The following is an 18481-nucleotide window of genomic DNA, read 5'->3' on the forward strand; positions in this document are numbered from 1 at the left end:
GGATTTCAAAACGCTGATTAACCTAGAATATTTGGAGTTGCTCACTAGTGCTGCCATACTGATCAAGAAGTTTGTTATAAAAATTCAAAATATAATTCTTTCGGTCTAAATGGGTCTCACCTAATTGCTCAATTAATAATTGGCTAGCGGAATCTCCCTTTTCAATGACTTTTTCGTGAAGATTGATGAGTCTCTCTATATGTTCTGAATTTGGCAACCGTCCTCCTTTGCGGATATTGCAATTAGGGTCAGCCAATACGATGTTCCAAAGAAGATTTGGTCCACCCATGCTTATCGGAAAGACATGATCGATATAAGTCAAGTCATCATCCAACACAGAATTGCAGTAAAAGCAACGTCCTTCTTGAGGCGCGTATAATGCTGATTTGGCAATACTCCGCAAATTGGAATTAGCACGATTTAACAGCTTGGTTTCTTTAACTTGATCGATTGATTTAGTTTTAATTCTTATTTTCAAGTATTTCTTTGCATATTCAAGAAACTTCTCCGAGTTGTACATATAGAAAAGCTTTACTTCTGCAACAGTACATATTTCATCGATGAGTTCAGGTCGTGGACCTATTGTCTTCTTCCCCATAGAATTTATGCTCCACCACCAGTCCTCTTTTTCATCGTCTGTTATGAAGATTACATATTTAGCAGAAATGCGTTTGCATTCTTCAATTAACTCTCGCCATAAAATCAGGTCACCATATATTCGTTTAAAGGCAAGATTCTTGTGGATATAAGTGTCGCGTTTTTTGTTTTCTTCTTTGTCTTCTTGAGATTTATTAGAATCGCTATATCCAGGTGGCTGTTTACGGTCATATCTAACTTTGCCATCTGAATATATTTCCTCAAGTTGTTTTGCCGTAGGCTGTGGTCCAATTTTGCCGTCAACGAGTTCTTCAATCTTGTCTCTTATAGGATCATTGTTGCTAGAACTCATCTCAAAAATAGGTTCTGACAAAAATAACAATGCAAGCCAGATGAACGAAAGCGAGGTAATTCTCAAGAAAACGATCATAGCGAACCAGAATGCGGCGGTAGTTTTGCAGCCAAGCAAACAAACGTTCCACTTTCCATCGCCTTCGATAGCGGCGTAACTCACGACCATCTTGGGTCTTTGGCTTCTTGCGATTGGATTTGTGCGGTGCAATCAACAAGACGCCCTGTTCAGCTAACTTCTCATCCAAAGGGTCACTATCGTACGCTCGATCTCCAATCAATCGTTCAGGGTTCTCATCCACCAATCGGTCATTCAAGGTCTTCTCGACTAGCTTGACCTCATGCGGCGAAGCACTTCCAACGGATATGGCGACAGGAAAACCAGCGCCATCTGCCACTGCCATGAGCTTTGTACCCTTGCCCCGCTTGGTTTTTCCCACCCCTGAGCCCCTTTTTTAGCCATGACAAAGGTGCCATCGATGAAACATTCTGTCAGATCTAAGTCGCCTCGTTCTTTCACATCCTGTACCAGTTTCCTGAGAATAGTCTCAAATGTGCCTGTTTTGACCCATTCCTGGAACCGTCTGTGGCAGGTTTGGTACGGTGGGTACCGATTGGGCATATCGTGCCAAGGAGCACCAGTTCGCATGACCCAAAGGACACCGTTCAAGATAGCACGGTTATCTACCCTTGGTCTGCCTTTTCCATCTGCCCGTTTTACAGGTTTGGGTAACAAAGGTTCTACAACTTCCCATTGCTCATCTGTAAGGTCCATTGGCTCGCTCCCAACTCGGGTTTGAGCGCCAGTTTACCATTTTTGAGATAACTTCTATTAATGTCGATCTGTTTTTTCTGAAACTTATCAAGGTCCTCTAGGTATTCATCAAAGGCTTGCTGCACTATGGTAGTTAAGTTATCAGGATTTATATACGCATGCCGTTTTCGAAGTTGCAAATTATTTAATTCATTTTCAAGATTCTTTTGTATGTTTTGAATAAGACTTTTGACATCATTAAATTTCTTGATTTGCTCAGCAATAACTGTCAGACGATTTTCTTGATATTCTAGTGCTACTTGATGAGGTATCCAAAGTCTGTCTCTAACTCGGTCTAAGGCTCGTATTAGATCATCACGTGCTTCTGAAGGAAAGCGATAGAGATTTAGCAAGATATTTGTATCTAAAACGAAAATGCAGTTCTTCCAAAGCTCGGCAAATTCGTCATTGCTAAGTCGATAATAATTTCGAAATATCTGCTTCATTGATTCTCCTGTTCTTAATAGCGCTCTCTAACCATCTCAGCATCAAATCGTACCTACCTCAATAAATCCTTTTAGAAATCACAACTCTCCCTTGAACGTCCTATCCAGCACGGACGCCATCAACGTCCGACTTCGTCGCAACTCCTCCCCGCCCTTGACCTGCAACCGCCCTGAAGAACGGGCAGGCAACGCATTGACCTTCGCCATCCGAGACCATCCACGAATAGACAATGAATGCACGAATGCACCGTCCTCCATTCGCGTATTCGTGAAAGGTTTTGTTCGTGGACGGTTTCTTGCCATCACAGTTCACCTTTGAACGCCCTATCCAGCACGGACGGCATCAACGCGGACAATTCCTCCCCGCCCTTGACCTGCGCCTCCCGCAACGCATTGACCTTTACCACAATCACCGAACCGCTCCCAGCAATTCTTCCAACTCACCAACAGTTTCTTGAATGAAGTCACCGTATCCCCAACCAATATCAGAGTTTTTTCTGATCGCCATTAATCGCGGTCTGAATTGTTCGTATAACTCATATTTGGCGGGGCTTCGACGCAGTTCTATCGCAAAGTGTTCCAGCATGTTGATGAGTTTATCGTAAAACGGTTCGTCAATATCGCCGAAATCAAGGGTGAACTCATGCCCACGTTCCAAATAAGTAAGCATCAGGTCAAGCGTCCCGCGTAAATCACTAGTGGATTTGCGATACTCGCTGATAATCTTCTTCGCCTCCCGAAAACGTGGCATGGAAGGTATTCCTTTGGTTTCCTTGTAAACGTAATTGGCAACTTTGCGGCGGCAATCTTCAAGATATTTTGTGTCTTGCGCTACTGGCAACAGTTTTGCCCGCAACCAGGCTTTATTTTGTGGGGACAAGTCGTGCAAACCTTTTACCAACTTGATAACATCATCTACAGAAAGTTCCCTCAAGCGTTTTTCAATTTCCATCCATGACATCACAACTCTCCTCTAAACGCCCTATCCAGCACGGACGGCAGCAGCGCGGACAACTCATCCCCGCTTATGGAATGTAAATTTAGAATTATTAATCGGATAGTATCCGCTTCTGTAGGCATGGGTCTCCCCATTGCCCTTATTTTACATGATATGCCAGCCTCCGAGCCGGAATCATTTGGCTACCCGCAAGAAATTCCTCTGCCTGCCGCCCGGTCATCCTTCGGTCATCCTTCGACCATCCTTCGATTACCCATTTTCCGTCCCTTTTCCCCTCCCCCGCACGAAATTTCCCTATTCCTCTCCTCCCGCCAGCTGACCACCCAAACCAAAAAGCCCCGCAGGTCTCACCGCGGGGATCACGTAAAGTCAAATCGATTTTGGAAGGTATTTATCGCCGTCTTAATAACACCAGGGTGAGGACAATGATCAAAATATCCACCACCATCAAGACCTGATCCTCCAGGGGAAACCCCGTCCTGAGCCACGCGACGAATATCGCGAGGACCTGGGTACCAATGAATATTCCCCGCGATGCAAACAACGAAAGGGAACCGAAGAAGGGGATCTTGCTTCCCGGATGATTATTGTGTTCCCATCCCTGATCGTTGCCCGCCAAGACTTCCTCGATATGGAAATGAATATGAAATGCAATGCGCCGAATCCAGAAATCACTTTGCGACCATGCAGACGCCAAAAACATCGCCAGTATGGGATAGATCAGAATGATGGTGGCGGAATCGAATTGAATCCCCACTGAAAGGAAGGTCCCCGCCGCAATCAATGCCAAAGAGATCATTTGATGTTGAAGTTCGATCCGCTTTAGCAATTCAGCCCGCAATGCTGAATATTCGGCAAGCAAGAATGACTTTGTTGTTTCCGATTGTCTCGCTTTCATAGACACCTCGTACAAACCCTGTTGCTGATATTTATTTGCAGAAGGCAATTATAGCAGCGTGATTATGTATCAAAAAGCCCCGCGGATTCTCCACGAGGCTTCCTTCTTACTATTCACTATTCACTATTCACTATTCACCCCTCACTATAATTTTCAGGCAGCCAGCAGCAGAGCACCAACTCCCTTGCCGCTTTGACCTCGTCCATGCGGCCGAACTGCGTGGTGCTTGGCGCATTGTGGAGCAGATCCGGCTGGGATTTGGCTTCCTCCGCGATCTTGATCAGCGCATTGGCAAACCGGTCGAGCGTGTCCTTGTTCTCGGTCTCGGTCGGCTCGATCATCAATGCTTCGGGGACGATGAGCGGGAAGTAGTTCGTCGGCGGGTGGAAGTCGTAATCCATCAGGCGTTTGGAGATATCCAGCGCGCGCACGTCCGAGCCTTCGAAATGCCCTTCCATTACGAACTCATGCATGCAAATGCGGTCGTAAGGGATGTGATATGTCCCGCGCAATCTCGCCTGCAGGTAATTCGCATTGAGGACGGCATATTGGGCGATATCCTTCAAACCGTCCGGTCCGTGCATGAGGATGTAGGTGTACGAGCGGACAAGACCGCCTCCAAAATGACCGTGGAAGGCTTTCATGCGCCCGATGCTGTTCTTCGGGTTGACGAAGCCATAGAGCGGAGCGGTTTCGTCATCACCTTCTTCGATGATGCCGACCAGCGGCGAAGGCAGGAAGTCCACGAGTCGCTGGCTGACGCCGACGGGACCCGATCCCGGTCCGCCGCCTCCGTGCGGGACGGAGAAGGTCTTGTGCAAGTTGAAATGCATCACATCGAAGCCCAGGTCGCCCGGGCGGACGATTCCAAGCAGGGCATTGAGGTTTGCGCCGTCGCCGTACATCAAGCCGCCGCAGCCCTGCACCAACTTGATGACCTTCTCGATGTTCTCATCGAACATGCCGAGCGTGTTCGGGTTGGTGAGCATCATGCCGACGACGGTATCGTCGCAGGCGGCTTCGAGGGCTTTGAGGTCCACGTTCCCGCGCGAATCGGATGGGATGGTGACGACGCTCATGCCGAGCATGCCGACCGAAGCCGGGTTCGTGCCATGCGCCGCATCGGGGATGAGCATCCTGGTGCGTTTCGTGTCGCCGCGCGATTTGTGATATGCCGCCATCATCAACACGCCGGTGAATTCGCCGTGCGCGCCCGCGGCGGGCTGGAGGGTCACACCGGCAAAGCCGCTGATCTCCTTGAGCCAGTCCTGCATTTCGTACATCAACGCAAGATTTCCCTGCACGGTCTCGATGGGCTGCAACGGATGCGTGAATAAAAATCCCGGCAGGCGGCAAGTATCTTCGTTGATCTTCGGGTTGTATTTCATTGTGCAGGAGCCGAGCGGATAAAACCCGCCGTCCACCGAGTAGTTGAAACTGGAGAGTTTCATGTAGTGCCGCACCACGTCCACTTCGGCGAGCTCGGGCAGGGGCAGTTCGGAGCGAAGCAAATCTTTGGAAGGCAGATCAACTGTCGGCACGTCGGAGGCGGGCATGGTCACACCGCGCCGCCCCGGGGAGGAGAGTTCGAAAATGGTGGGTTCGATTATCGCAGCCATCTCACATCTCCTTCAACAAAGCGACGAGCGTATCGATCTCATCCCTGCTGTTCATTTCGGTGACAGCCACGAGGAGATGATTCTTCATGTCGGGATAATCCGCGCCCAGGTCGTAACCGCCAAGAACGCCGTGATCGAGCAGATATTGGTTGACCTCGCCCGCGGGCTTTGGCGTGCAAAGCACAAATTCGTGGAAGAACGGTTCGGGATGGCATAGACCGAAGCCGTCGATCTTGCTGAGTTCGGCGGCGGCATAATGCGCCTTTTGATAACAAAGGTTCGCGACCTCCTGCAAACCCTGCCTGCCAAGCACGGACATGTAGACCGAACAACCCAACGCAAGCAAGCCCTGGTTGGTGCAGATATTCGACGTGGCGCGTTCGCGCTTGATATGTTGTTCGCGCGCGGTCAATGTCAGCACGTACGAACGGTTGCCGCGCACATCCACGGTTTCGCCGACGAGACGTCCAGCCATTTTGTGGACGTATGATTTCTTCGTGGTGAAGAAACCGAGGTAGGGTCCGCCGTACCAGAGCGGGATGCCGAACGGCTGCGCCTCGCCCACGACGATATCCGCGCCCATTTCGCCGGGGGTCTTGAGCATGATCAACGCGGTGGGATTCGCAACCACACAGACCAGCGCGCCCTTTTCATGCGCGGTATCGATGAGTTTCTTATAGTCGTAAATACGCCCGAAGAAATCGGGGTATTGCACAACGACGAGCATGGTCGCTTCATCGATAAGGGATATCAACGCCTCGGGACCGTCCTCGTGGTTGCCGGCGTCGTCCCCGACCTCGGTCAAGCCCATGCCTTGTGAATATGTGCGGATGACCGCGCGATACTGCGGGTTGACCGAAGGCGACATGACGATCTTTTTGCGTTTGCCGCGGTATTGAGCATATGCAAGGTTGACCGCTTCTGCCGTGGCCGTTGCGCCATCGTAGTGCGACGCGTTCGATACTTCCATGCCGGTCAGGTTGGTCATCAGGGATTGGTATTCGAAGATGGCTTGCAATGTGCCCTGGGAAATTTCCGGCTGGTAGGGTGTGTACGCGGTGTAGAACTCGCCGCGCCTGAGCATGTGGTCGACCACGCTTGGGACGTAATGGTTGTACGCGCCAGCGCCGAGGAAGGAGATCAAATCCTGCCGCACGTTCTCGTTGCTGGAGGCCATGTCCGCAAGGTGCGCGGCGGCTTCCATTTCGGTGAGCGCGGGGGGAAGGTCGAGTTTTGGGAAGCGGTGTTTGGCGGGGATCGCTTCGAAGAGATCATCGAGCGTTTTCACCCCGACGGTCTTCAACATCGCATCCCGTTCTTGCGGGGAAATGGGGATGTAGGTCATGGTTTACTCCTGGCGTAATGTGCGCTCTCTTGCGCACATCGGCGTTTGAGAACGCCTATTACGCATTAATGCGTCCTTCCCTCGCAGTACTTTTCGTACTCGGCGGAGTCCATCACCTCGCCCGCCGCGCCGCCTTCGATCTTGATCATCCAGGCTGCGCCGTAAGGATCGGAGTTCAATGTTTCGGGCTTCTCGGAAAGTCCCTTGTTGACAGCCGAGACTTTCCCAGCGGCGGGAGCGTAAATTTCCGCCGACGCCTTCACCGACTCGACCGAGGCGATGGCTTTGCCGACGGTCACTTCCTCGCCTTCATCCACCAGGATTTCGACGAAGACGATATCGGAGAGCTGGTTTTGGGCATAATCGGTTATTCCCGCCGCACCACTGGCAGGGTCGAACCATTCATCAGATTTGGTGTACTTGAGATTGGAAGGGGCGTTCATGTTTTAACTCCTATCAGATTGTGAGAGATGGGCGAATCAAGAGAGGACGCACGATTCTATAATCATGCGTCCTCTGTAATGGAACCTGAGAGATTATCCCTTGGGGGATTTACACCGTCGGTGTCTCATGGAATGAGACTTTCCAGAGTTATACAGCAGCAGGGTCCTTTTGCCTGAGAGTTTCATCCGGTTTCGCCTTGTTCCCGGATTTGCACCTTCGGCGTCCCGCCAGGGCGGGATCTCTTCCCTGTAAACTGTTAGGTTATACGCCCATTTTATGGGCGAGAAGGACGTAAGTCAAGGAAAAAAGGGTGGAATCTGTAAAATATTACTTTCGTCGTACCGCTGGTTTTGGGCGCGGTTTCCTTTCCTTCGCCGGAACGCCCTTCCCCATCAATGCATTCACCTCATCCCCGGTCAGATGCCTCCACTCGCGCGGCTTTAGGTCGCCCAGTTTGAGCGTCCCAATCCTTGTACGAATGATGCGCACGACGGGCAAGCCAAGCAACTTCCCCACCTCGCGGATCTGCCGCTTCTTCCCTTCGCCCATCACCACCCGGATCCACGCGCCTTTTCCGCTCGTCGAAAGAAAATTGACGAAAGCGGGCTGCGTCCTGTCGCCATCGGTTAGAACAACGCCCCTTCGCCACGCCGCAAGTTGTTCACTATCCGGGCGGCGCGCCAGCAGCACGCGATATTCCTTCTCGTGCCCATACCGCGGATGCGTGAGTTTGTTGGTCAACTCTCCATCGTTCGTCATGAGGATCAACCCCTCGGAGTCGAAGTCGAGCCGCCCCACCGGGTAGAGATGACCTTCCACGGGAATCAAATCCCGGACGGTCTTGCGGTCATCCTGCCCTTCCGCCGCGGAAAGGACATTGCGCGGTTTGTACAAGGCGATGTAAACCAGCGCCTCGCGCTTCGCCAGAGCCTTGCCGTCCAATGTGATCGTATCCACTGCCGGATCGGCCTTCTGACCAAGAACGGCGGCTTTCCCATTGACCGAGACGCGCCCCGTGATGATGAACTCCTCGCACGCACGCCGGGAACCGTACCCGGCTTGCGCGAGGATCTTTTGTAATCGTTCCTGCATGGACGGGTTTATACCAGAGATGGTAATGGATGGATAGAGTCAGGCGATAAACTTTCACTCATCGAAGAAATTTCTAGTGCATCACCCGACCCCACCTTTGTAGGGGAATTCTGCGTTATTGGGCAGCCTGGGATCGATATGCTTACGCATGGCGGCATCGCAAACGGCATACCCCCAATTTTTCAAGCGTTCCTGGGTTTCGTTTGGAAACTGCCACAATCGGGTGGGGAGCCTTGCCAGTTTCAGCGTACTCGCATGCGGACAGGGAAGGGCGGTCTTGAGATCGTAATCCGCAATATTGGTAAAAGTGCCCCAATACGTTTCCCTGCGGGAGACGCGCTTCAGGAGCGTCTCGTCTTTCGAAAGCTTGTGTTTGCGCATGTAATCGAGCATGGCGGTCCGCGATTTGAAAGAATCGATGATGTCCCGCTTTCGAAGGCTGCGCACCTGATTATCCATGATCATCAAAGCCCGGTAGGCTTGGAAACCCCAAAAGTGTTTCGGGCGGGGCTCGAGTTCGAAGGCGCCTCCCGCATCGCTGATCAAAACCGTGTCATATTTCTTGATGACCGGCTCCAATCCGAGATTATCGTAAACCCCGCCGTCCATAAGGAAAACCCTCGTCGTATATGGCGGTTTTTGAAGCGGTAAACTTTTATTCGGCGAGAATGCCTTGTCCCCGAGATTCAACATGACCGGAGAAAAAAATGGCGGGAACGCCGACGAGGCGGCGACCGCAATCGCCAATTCGATTTTTGGATTCTTAATCTCACCGATCTTGTAGTCTGCCGCCGCTTTCCTGGAAAATCGGAATAGCGCACCGGTCTGGGCGTTGGAGGCGGTGATGACGAATTCAGGCGCATCGGGCAGGTCCTGGAGTGTCATCCCGCCAAAAAGATATTTTCGGTACGATTCGACGAGGCTTTCGCCGATCGAGCTAAATGGGTTGAGAAGCCCCGTTAGTACCAGCCAGAGATCGAGCTTTCGCGCCGCAAACTCTCTCAACGGAGCGACAAAGACATCGATAAAATTCTGAGAAACACCTTTTTTATCAAAACGAAGTTCCCCCCAGCACTTTCCAAGCCAGCCTGCGGTGATCGACCCGCCCGAAACGCTGGAAATGCGGTCAAGCTTCTTTAAATAGCCCAGTTCATTCAAGCGCCATAACGCACCGACATGGAACAAGGTGGCGCGAAATCCCCCGCCAGAAAGGCACAGCCCAATCCCTTCTCTCGAAACCGGTGCCTCGACCTTTGCCATGACCAATCTCCTTCCTCAAGTTATGATGTTGATTTTATGTGAAAGACCCTTGGTTCCATTATAAGAATCTGAAACTTAAAGTCAACTAAAAAAGCGCGGAGAAAACTCCGCGCTCCATAAAGCCGTATGAAATCATCCCTTCAACAGGTCGGCTTCTTCGGTGTCCGCCTCTTTGGGCGCGGAAAGAGGCGGCAGTTCGGTCAGCGAGTTCAATCCGAAGTGCTGTAGAAATTCCGGCGTGGTCGAATACAGGATCGGGCGGCCCGGTCCATCCGTTCTGCCCGATTCGAGGATCAACCCTTTGCTCAACAGGCTTTTGAGCATGGCATCGCTGTTCACGCCGCGAATCGAATCCACCTGCGGGCGCGTCACCGGCTGTTGGTAGGCGATGATGGCGAGCGTTTCCAACGCCGCCCGGCTGAGGTGTGTGATCGCTTCCAGACCCAAGAACGTTTCCACCAGCCCCGCCAGTTCGGGAGCCGTGGTCAATTGCACGCGCCCGGCGTGCCGTTGAAGCCGCAATCCGCGCGATCGAAGCGAATCTTCCAATTCCTTCAAACCGCGTTCCACCACCGACACTGTGACATCGAGCGCCTGCGATAGCTGTTGAACAGGCACAGGCTCGGCAGAGACGAACAGCATCGCCTCGATCCTTGCCGCCAGGCTCAACTCATCGTTGGAGATTGATTGCGATTCGCCCATGCTATAATTGCTCCGCTGTAATATTGTCTGTGATGATGATCATGAAAACAAAAAACCATTTCCATCTTTTTATTCTTTCACTTGCCGTGATGTCGCTGGCGTGTTCCATATTCGTCGGCGGACCCGAATATCCCGCCCAAACGGTGCCATCGTCGCCCACTGACGCCCAAGCCCTGCGCGATATGATCCAGCAGGCGATGCTGACGGGCGCCGAAACCGGCGTCATCACCCTGCAAATTTCCGAAAGCCAACTTACGGGATTCGTCGCGGAGAAACTTTCCCAACAGACCGACCCGCCCTTCACCGATCCGCAAATTTACCTGCGCAACGGCCAGATGCAGATGTACGGCAAGATCACACAGGGTTGGTTCAGCGCCAATATGCTCATCGTGATGAATGTGGCGATCGACCCGGTCACCGGACAGCCAACGATCGAGATCGCATCCGCTGATTTTGGTCCCTTCCCCGCGCCGGAAGGACTCAAGTCTGCGATCAGCGCGGTCATCGGCGAAACTTTTACCGGTTCGTTCGGTCCCGTTGCAAGCGGTTTTCGGTTGGAGGCCATCACGATTGCAGACGGTTTCATGACAGTGACGGGAAGAATCAAATAGCGGCTGGATTATACCCGACATGCCCCGCCCACCCCTTTCGCTTCGGCTCAAGACTCCATTCGGCTTGAGTCTGCTTATTTTTATTGCCGCTTCGCTGATCGCTTCCTGCCGCTCCCCGCAATTGAACAGCGACATAACCATCCGCATCATCGCTGATGGACAGGAGAAAGATGCAGCCGTTCCCTCCGGTTTGACGGTGTCACAAGCGCTGGAGGAAGCAGGTGTCGCGGTAGGTCCGCTCGACAAGACCGAACCGCCGCTGTACACCGTCCTTGGCAACGGCGATACTGTCAAATTGACCCGTGTCGAGGAAATTTTCGAAACAGAGGAAGTGGTCATACCATTCGAGCGGCAGATCGTCCGCAATGAAACCCTGCCCGAAGGCGAGACCCGGCTCGTGCAAGCGGGCGTCAACGGGCTGGAAGAAATCACCTACCGCATGATCATCGAAGACGGAGTTGAAGCCACAAAGACGGTTGTGAAGTCGGTTATTTTGAAAGAGTCCCTGCCGGAGATCGTGATGGTCGGCTCCCAGGCATCCTTCGTGCCGTTGAACATCCCCGGCACGCTTGCCTATCTTGCCGGCGGCAATGCATGGATCATGGAAGGCTCAACCGCAAATCGCCGTGTGATCGTCAGCACGGGAGACCTCGACGGGCGAATTTTTACCCTCTCGCCCAGCGGCGAGTATCTCGTCTTTACGCGCAAATCGAGCAAACCTGCGGATGAAGAGATCAACACACTTTGGGCGGTACGGACCAGGAACCTCGACCCGAAATTGATTTCACTTCAGGCGAAGAACGTCGTTCATTTCGCAGCGTGGATTCCAAACACCAATTCGGTGGCATATTCCACCGTGGAGCCGCGCAGCGCCGCACCCGGCTGGCAGGCGAATAATGATCTTTACCGCGTCAGCCTGACGAACAGCGGTAGTCCGCGCCGGTTGCTTTATGCCAACAGCGGCGGCGTGTACGGCTGGTGGGGTATGACCTTTGCATTTGCGCCGGACGGACGGCTAGCTTATTCACGACCGGATGGAATAGGTCTGGTCGATCAGGACGGCGGCTACACAAAACCTCTCCTCGAGATCACGCCGTTGAATACACACAGCGATTGGGCATGGATTCCCCCCATCGTTTGGGGCGCGGATGGAAACAGTTTATACTTTGTCAGCCATGCACCGGCCCCGGCACCCATCTCCGGCGAAGAGTCGCCTTACTTCGACATCTCCGCTCTCTCGTTCAAAAATGAGGCGGCTGTGACGTTGGTCAACTCGGCGGGCATGTTCTCGTATCCATCTGTTTCTCCCGTGGAATACATTGGGAGGGAGGCGGCATTTCAGGTGGCATACCTGCAATCCATCTTCATCGACCAGAGCGATGCGAGCCGCTACCGTCTGATCGTGATGGACCGCGACGGTTCCAACAGCCGAGCGCTCTTCCCGCCGCCCGACAAAAACGGACTCGAACCCCAAACTCCCGCATGGGCGCCTGCTCAAGTGGATGGACAGACGGGCAATTTCCTGGCTGTCACCTATCAGGGCAATCTTTGGCTGATCGACAGCGGCAACGGCAAATCCTATCAAGTCACCGGGGATGGATTGATCGCCCGGCTTGATTGGAAATAACTTATTACGAGGTGCAAGGAATGCGAATTCTCATCACAGGCGCCGCCGGTTTTCTAGGCTCCCACCTTTGCGATCGCCTGCTTGGGGAAGGTCATGAAATCATCGGGATCGATAACTTCATCACGGGAAGCCCCGACAATATCGCCCACTTGGCAGGCGACGAAAAATTTCATTTTTACAAACGCGATGTTTCCAACTACCTCTTCGTTCCCGGAATTGTGGATGCCATCCTGCATTTTGCATCACCTGCCAGCCCAAACCCTCAATCGAAATCCGGATATTTCAATCTGCCGATCCAGACCATGAAAGCCGGCGCGCTCGGCACGCATAACTGTCTGGGCGTTGCAAGACGCGAAAATTCGCGCTTCATCCTCGCCTCCACCAGCGAGATCTACGGCGATCCGGAAGTCCATCCCCAGGCGGAAACCTATCCCGGCAACGTTGACCCCATTGGGGAACGCGCGGTGTACGATGAGGCAAAACGCTTCGCCGAGTCCATGACGATGGCATACCATCGCTTTCATGGGGTGAACACAGGCATCGTGCGCATCTTCAATACATACGGTCCGCGCATGGACCTGGAGGATGGCCGCGCCCTCCCCAATCTATTGAAACAGGCATTGCTCAATCAACCGTTGACGGTCTACGGCGACGGAAGCCAGACCCGTTCATTCTGTTTTGTGGACGACCTCATCGACGGGATCGTGAAGCTGCTTTATTCTGATGAACACCTGCCCGTCAACATCGGCAACCCTCATGAGATGACCATCCTGGAATTTGCTGAAGCGATCAATCGCATCACAGGAAACAAAGCCGGAATAGAATACATGGAAAATGCCCGAAGCGCGCGCGACCCGCAGCGCCGCCAGCCGGACATCACGCGCGCAAAGACCATCCTGGGCTGGGAGCCGAAGATAAGCCTGGAAGAGGGGATCAGGCGCACCATACCATTCTTCGAACAAAAACTGGGGATGGCATGATCCTGACCGACTCGCGGGAACGGATTCGGTTCATCAAGTTCGCACTCGTCGGCGCTCTGGGCGCGGCGATCGACTTCGGCGTGATGAACCTGCTTTCCCATGGAATACTCGAACTGCCTCTCGTGTTCGCAGGGACGATATCATTCATTTGCGCCGTCATCAGCAATTTCACCTGGAATCGATATTGGACCTATCCCGAATCGCGCTCGCGCCCGATCCTGAACCAACTGGTGATGTTCTTCATCGTCAACGCCGCAGGGATGGCGATCCGCATCCCGACCCTTCATTATCTCGAACCTCCCATTCTTAAATTCGTCGAGAGCGTCTTTCAGGCGACACACGTCAGCGCAGAGTTCATCGCCAAGAACCTGACCCTCGCCGCGGCGGTGGGCATCGTAATGATGTGGAACTACTTCATCAACCGCTATTGGACATATAATGATATTGACGACGACTCGTAAGGCAGGCAAACATGTCGCAACAAGCCACAATGATCCCAATCTACAACACCGCAGGAGATGCGGATGCGTTCCTGCAATACCCCTACCTTTTCAACCGAGCCGGAGATTGGATCGGGTTTGTCACACCCAAGCGCGAAGTGTACTCCGTCCTGGGCGAATACGTGGGCATGCTCAATAATGACCCGCGAATCGTCCGAAAACGGGCGATGGACGAGGATAAACCGCATCTCGAGCCGCCTCCCGCGCCTCGAAGGATCCAGCCTCCTACGAATATCCCGCTCGCGCCGCTCTTGCCTGAACTAAGCTTTTCTCTTGTTGATGTTCTCCTCGAAACCCCGGAAAGACTCCATACCGTGGACAGCGGCGAATTCCGTGAGGACATGGATTGACGAATGACAAAACCCAAGACCTCGAACGCCTCGCGCGTTTACCTTTCGCAATTGATGCAGCCCGAACATGCCAACAACCATGGCAACGTCCACGGCGGATGGATCATGAAATTGGTGGACGAAGCGGGCGCGCTCGCCTGCATGAGACACGCTCAAACCCGCGTCGTCACTGTCGCCGTCGACTCGCTCGTCTTCCGCGAACCGATAAAGATCGGCGACCTCGTTACTCTTACTGCCGAAGTTACCTATACAGGGCGCACATCAATGGAAGCCGAAGTGCAGGTCATTGCTGAAAATCCGATCTCCGGCGAGCGCACGCATACGAACACAGCCTATCTCGTTTACGTCGGTCTGGACGAGAACAATCATCCCACCGCCATTCCGCAGTTGGTTCTCGAAACCGAAGAAGATAAAGCCCGTTACGAACAAGCCAAACTTCGCCAACAACGACGTATCTCAAAGTAAGTGAAAACCATCCGCCAACACCCCATCCTGATCCTTCTCGTCATCAACCTCATCATCGGGTTGATGACGTTTCGCTCTTACGGCTTGTCATGGGACGAACCGCTTTTTTACGATTACGGCGAAGCGCTCAAATACGCCTACACCCCATCCAACTGGTTCAGCGGGGAGTTCGACGTCGAGATCTCGTTTGGTTCCAGCGGTAGCGATCATGCCAATCGCGGTCCCGCTTACTTGCTCGTTGCCCTGCCATTCGTTTCGATATTGAAACGGTTTGGATTCGATTCCGCCTCAGCCTGGCACCTGATCAACTTCCTGACCTTCAACCTCGGCATTTATCTGCTCTATCGCCTCGCCTCAAAATGGATGAAAAAGGAGTCTGCGCTTGCGGCAGCCGCGCTTTTCGCCTTTCAACCCCTCCTGTGGGGACATTCCTTCATCAATCCCAAAGACATCCCATTCTTCACTTTCTTCATCGGCTCAGTCCTCTTCGGCTTTGAACTGATCGATGAATGGATAGTCAACCCCCCAACTGCCAATTTACCAACCGCCAAAATATTCCTCGCTTCATTCTTCCTCGGCATCGCCACCTCCATCCGCATTCTGGGTCCGCTTGCCGCTATCCTCGTCATACTATACGCCTTGGTTCAGGGTATCAGATTCATCGACCTCCTAAAGAAGCCACTATTCTGGCTATACGCAGTTGCGTCTTTGATCGTTATGTTTGCGGCTTGGCCTTATCTTTGGCAAAGCCCGCTGGAAAAGTTCACCGAAGTCTTCATATTTATGTCCGATAATCCAACCCAGCTCAATGTGCTTTTTGCCGGGAACGATTATCGAGCCGGAGAGACTCCGCGCCGCTACTTCCCCGTCCTGCTCGGTTACACTTTGACCGAACCAACATATCCTCTTATGGCACTGGGAGTTTTCCTTGGCCTTTGGAAAGCGGAGAACAAGAAACGACTCACCCTTGTAATTTTACTGGCATGGTTTGGCATCCTCCTGGCTTATATTCTTTTGAAACGCCCCGCCATGTACGATGGATATCGTCACTTTCTTTTCATTCTGCCGCCCTTGTTTATTTTTTCCGGTTTCGCATTTGAATTTTTATTCGGTTGGCTGAAACAAACCTGGCAGATGCTTGCCCTCACATGCGGTGTTTTAGCGTTCAGCCTCCTGCCAATCATCCAGCTGCACCCCTATCAATATGCCTACTTCAACAACTTCGCCGGCGGAGTGGGCGGAGCCTTCCGCGAATATGAGACGGAGTATTGGCTCACCTGCTACCGCGAATCCGTTCTCGGATTGAATCAAATTGCAGAGCCGGGTACCCAGCTCTTCGTCCGGCGCGAGCCGTACATCGCCGCCTACTATGCTGACTCGAACATCACAGTTCGCGATTTCCGTAGTGAACAAAAAGATATGAAATCCGGCGATTATTACCTCGTCAACACCCGCTCGAACGAAGACCTCAAATTCCTGCGCGGCCAACCCGCCGCAATCGAAATCTCACGCCTCGGCGCGATCTTCTGCGTCATCAAGCAAGTCCCGTAATATAATCCCCGCGCCATCATGACACCCTCCCCGCGCCTGCTCATCACCATCGATTACGAATCCTGGTTTGCGCCCTCCCGCCGCTACGATTTTCTGCCGCCCGAAACCCGTCTTCGCCTGGACAATGAGACCTCGCGCCACGCATTGGACCCGATCCTTGACATTTTCGGCGGATCGAAAACCACGTTCTATCTCGTCGGCGAAATGGTCGGATGGTACCCCGAACTGCCGGAAAAAATTTCCAAAGCGGGTCACGAGGTTGGATTTCACTGCCACATCCACCGCCGGCTTGACGATGTAAAAGAAATAGAAAAAGACCTGAACGCCTCGGCGGAATGGATTCAACGATACAACGCCCGCGGCTACCGCGCGCCGATGATCAACACCGTCGAGGAAGCATACCCCCTGCTTGCACAACATAACTTCCTATACAGCTCGTCGCAATATGCGCCCGCGGGAATGGCGGTTCGAAAAGCGAATGTATGGGAAGTTCCCGTCAGCACATTGCCCCTGCTCAAATTCCCTGCGGAATTAATTGCCCCGCGCCACATGAATCTTAAGCTCGTTGCGCGCGGCGAATTCCCTTACGGCTCAAGTTTTACCGTCGGGCTGTTCCGCAAATTGGTTTACAAAATCATCGAGCGCGATTTCAAAGCGGGCAAAAGCCCGGTCATCTTTTTGCACCCGTATGAGATTTTCACGCCAAAAGGATACCCGCAAAATTTCATGGTGGATATGTTCCATCATCCCCTGCTCTTCCCTTTCACATACAATAAATCCAGCTTCCTCAAAGACCTTCTCAAGAATTTCCCCACATCCACCATGCAGGACTATGTAAAAGAGTTATGAACATCCAACGAGTCGATTCGCTCGATTACCCAACTCTCGATTCCAAACTGAGTTATATCGGCATCGATTCGTGGATGAATTTCATCGGCGACATGTACGGTCATGCCGTTCATCGATTCGCTGTCATCGATGGGAACCAGCCTCTCGGTGCGCTGTCGCTTCTTGAGGTCAGGCACCCGGTATTTGGTCATTATCTCGCCACAGCGCCTTTTGGAAGTTACGGGGGATTCGCGTACGAAAACATCCAAGCCCGCGACCTTTTACTGGATAAGACCCGCCGCCTCGCAAAGGAACTCAAAGCCGAATACGTCTCGCTTCGATTCGACGATACCGCCTCTCCCCCGCCCGAAGGCTGGAGCGAACACCCCGTATATTTCACCTATCTGATTCATCTGCCCGCCAGCACGGACGAACTCATGAAACGATTCTCATCCGACCACCGCAACCACATCCGCAAATCGCTCAAGAAGGGATTCAGCTTCCGCCTCGGCCGTCTCGACCTGCTGGACGATACCTACGAAGCGATCTCCCGAAGCATGCACGAACTCGGGTCGCCATACCACTCGAAGAATTATCTGCGGCGGATGGCGGAACGCCTCGGGGATGCGCTCCAATTTGCGGTCACGTATGATGCGAGAGGGCGAATAACCGGGGGCGGGGTTTTCATCCACCAGGGAAGGACGATTTTCAACCTGCATGCCAATGTCTTGAGGTTCGCGCGTTCCTCCTACGCGGGCGAGTTCCTGTATTGGTCGGTTATCGAAAACGCGATTGAAAAGGGGTTTTCGACGTTCGACCTCGGGCGGAGTTTGACCGGCTCCGGCAACGATATCTTCAAATCGAAATGGGCTCCGGGAAAAAAGCCGCTTGCGTACTGGTACTGGCTCGCGCCGGGGCATGAGCTCCCCTCATTGAACCAAAAAAATCCAAAATTCCAATTCGCCATTGCCGTTTGGAAGCGCCTGCCGCGCTTCATCGTCCGCCTGCTGGGACCCTACATCATCCGCGGACTGGTCTAGCCA

At 52.8% G+C, this 18481-nt stretch carries 19 protein-coding genes, 1 pseudogene and 1 riboswitch; of the genes and pseudogenes, 9 read left to right on the plus strand and 11 right to left on the minus strand.

Annotated elements, in window-relative coordinates:
- Positions 1-22 precede the first annotated feature (22 nt).
- From HS100_22270 to scpB, 11 genes and pseudogenes are all read right to left on the minus strand, one after another.
- The gene (locus tag HS100_22270) at positions 23-949 is read right to left on the minus strand and encodes an HNH endonuclease (protein MBE7436658.1); all 927 of its coding nucleotides are present in this window, start codon (positions 947-949) and stop codon (positions 23-25) included.
- A gap of 1 nt (position 950) precedes the next feature.
- Positions 951-1723, minus strand: a pseudogene (locus HS100_22275) (IS5 family transposase).
- Complete coding sequence (locus HS100_22280; protein ID MBE7436659.1) at positions 1690-2208, minus strand: DUF4935 domain-containing protein; 519 nt, start codon at positions 2206-2208, stop codon at positions 1690-1692. The pseudogene HS100_22275 and the gene HS100_22280 overlap by 34 nt, the downstream one beginning before the upstream one ends.
- 409 nt (positions 2209-2617) lie before the next feature.
- Entirely contained in the window at positions 2618-3169 is a 552-nt protein-coding gene (locus tag HS100_22285; GenBank protein ID MBE7436660.1) for a hypothetical protein, read from the minus strand.
- A 388-nt stretch (positions 3170-3557) separates the two neighbouring features.
- Positions 3558-4064, minus strand: a complete 507-nt coding sequence (locus tag HS100_22290) for a hypothetical protein (protein MBE7436661.1) — start codon at positions 4062-4064, stop codon at positions 3558-3560.
- 134 nt (positions 4065-4198) lie between these two features.
- Entirely contained in the window at positions 4199-5683 is a 1485-nt protein-coding gene (gene gcvPB / locus HS100_22295) for an aminomethyl-transferring glycine dehydrogenase subunit GcvPB (protein MBE7436662.1), read from the minus strand.
- Position 5684: 1 nt separating this feature from the next.
- Entirely contained in the window at positions 5685-7028 is a 1344-nt protein-coding gene (gene gcvPA, locus HS100_22300; GenBank protein ID MBE7436663.1) for an aminomethyl-transferring glycine dehydrogenase subunit GcvPA, read from the minus strand.
- Positions 7029-7093: 65 nt separating this feature from the next.
- Positions 7094-7471: a glycine cleavage system protein H gene (locus HS100_22305; GenBank protein ID MBE7436664.1), complete on the minus strand. Its 378-nt coding sequence runs from the start codon at positions 7469-7471 to the stop codon at positions 7094-7096.
- A 151-nt stretch (positions 7472-7622) separates the two neighbouring features.
- Positions 7623-7729: riboswitch (glycine riboswitch) on the minus strand.
- Between the two features lie 70 nt (positions 7730-7799).
- A complete protein-coding gene (locus tag HS100_22310; GenBank protein ID MBE7436665.1) occupies positions 7800-8564 on the minus strand; it encodes an rRNA pseudouridine synthase in 765 nt (254 codons plus the stop codon).
- Positions 8565-8645: 81 nt separating this feature from the next.
- Positions 8646-9824, minus strand: a complete 1179-nt coding sequence (locus HS100_22315) for a patatin-like phospholipase family protein (protein MBE7436666.1) — start codon at positions 9822-9824, stop codon at positions 8646-8648.
- A gap of 132 nt (positions 9825-9956) precedes the next feature.
- Positions 9957-10526 carry an SMC-Scp complex subunit ScpB gene (gene scpB / locus HS100_22320; GenBank protein ID MBE7436667.1) on the minus strand — a complete coding sequence of 190 codons (570 nt, stop codon included), beginning with the start codon at positions 10524-10526 and terminating at the stop codon, positions 9957-9959.
- A 41-nt stretch (positions 10527-10567) separates the two neighbouring features.
- Between scpB and HS100_22325 the strand changes: the two genes are divergently transcribed.
- From HS100_22325 to HS100_22365, 9 genes are read left to right on the plus strand one after another with little or no spacing between them, the layout of a single operon-like run.
- Complete coding sequence (locus HS100_22325) at positions 10568-11137, plus strand: hypothetical protein (protein MBE7436668.1); 570 nt, start codon at positions 10568-10570, stop codon at positions 11135-11137.
- A gap of 19 nt (positions 11138-11156) precedes the next feature.
- Positions 11157-12764 carry a G5 domain-containing protein gene (locus HS100_22330; GenBank protein MBE7436669.1) on the plus strand — a complete coding sequence of 536 codons (1608 nt, stop codon included), beginning with the start codon at positions 11157-11159 and terminating at the stop codon, positions 12762-12764.
- 20 nt (positions 12765-12784) lie between these two features.
- Positions 12785-13744 carry an SDR family oxidoreductase gene (locus HS100_22335; GenBank protein MBE7436670.1) on the plus strand — a complete coding sequence of 320 codons (960 nt, stop codon included), beginning with the start codon at positions 12785-12787 and terminating at the stop codon, positions 13742-13744.
- The gene (locus HS100_22340) at positions 13741-14205 is read left to right on the plus strand and encodes a GtrA family protein (GenBank protein MBE7436671.1); all 465 of its coding nucleotides are present in this window, start codon (positions 13741-13743) and stop codon (positions 14203-14205) included. The genes HS100_22335 and HS100_22340 overlap by 4 nt, the downstream gene beginning before the upstream one ends.
- Positions 14206-14216: 11 nt before the next feature.
- The gene (locus tag HS100_22345; protein ID MBE7436672.1) at positions 14217-14594 is read left to right on the plus strand and encodes a hypothetical protein; all 378 of its coding nucleotides are present in this window, start codon (positions 14217-14219) and stop codon (positions 14592-14594) included.
- Positions 14595-14597: 3 nt separating this feature from the next.
- Positions 14598-15059 carry an acyl-CoA thioesterase gene (locus HS100_22350; GenBank protein ID MBE7436673.1) on the plus strand — a complete coding sequence of 154 codons (462 nt, stop codon included), beginning with the start codon at positions 14598-14600 and terminating at the stop codon, positions 15057-15059.
- Positions 15060-16610 (plus strand): hypothetical protein, encoded by a 1551-nt coding sequence (locus HS100_22355; GenBank protein MBE7436674.1) that lies wholly within the window; start codon positions 15060-15062, stop codon positions 16608-16610.
- Between the two features lie 18 nt (positions 16611-16628).
- Positions 16629-17459, plus strand: coding sequence for a polysaccharide deacetylase family protein (locus HS100_22360; GenBank protein MBE7436675.1), 831 nt, complete (start codon positions 16629-16631; stop codon positions 17457-17459).
- Positions 17456-18478, plus strand: coding sequence for a GNAT family N-acetyltransferase (locus HS100_22365; GenBank protein ID MBE7436676.1), 1023 nt, complete (start codon positions 17456-17458; stop codon positions 18476-18478). Before HS100_22360 ends, HS100_22365 begins: the two co-directional genes overlap by 4 nt.
- The last annotated feature ends 3 nt before the right edge of the window (positions 18479-18481 follow it).

The organism is Anaerolineales bacterium (genome assembly GCA_015075725.1).
GTDB lineage: Bacteria > Chloroflexota > Anaerolineae > Anaerolineales > Villigracilaceae > Villigracilis.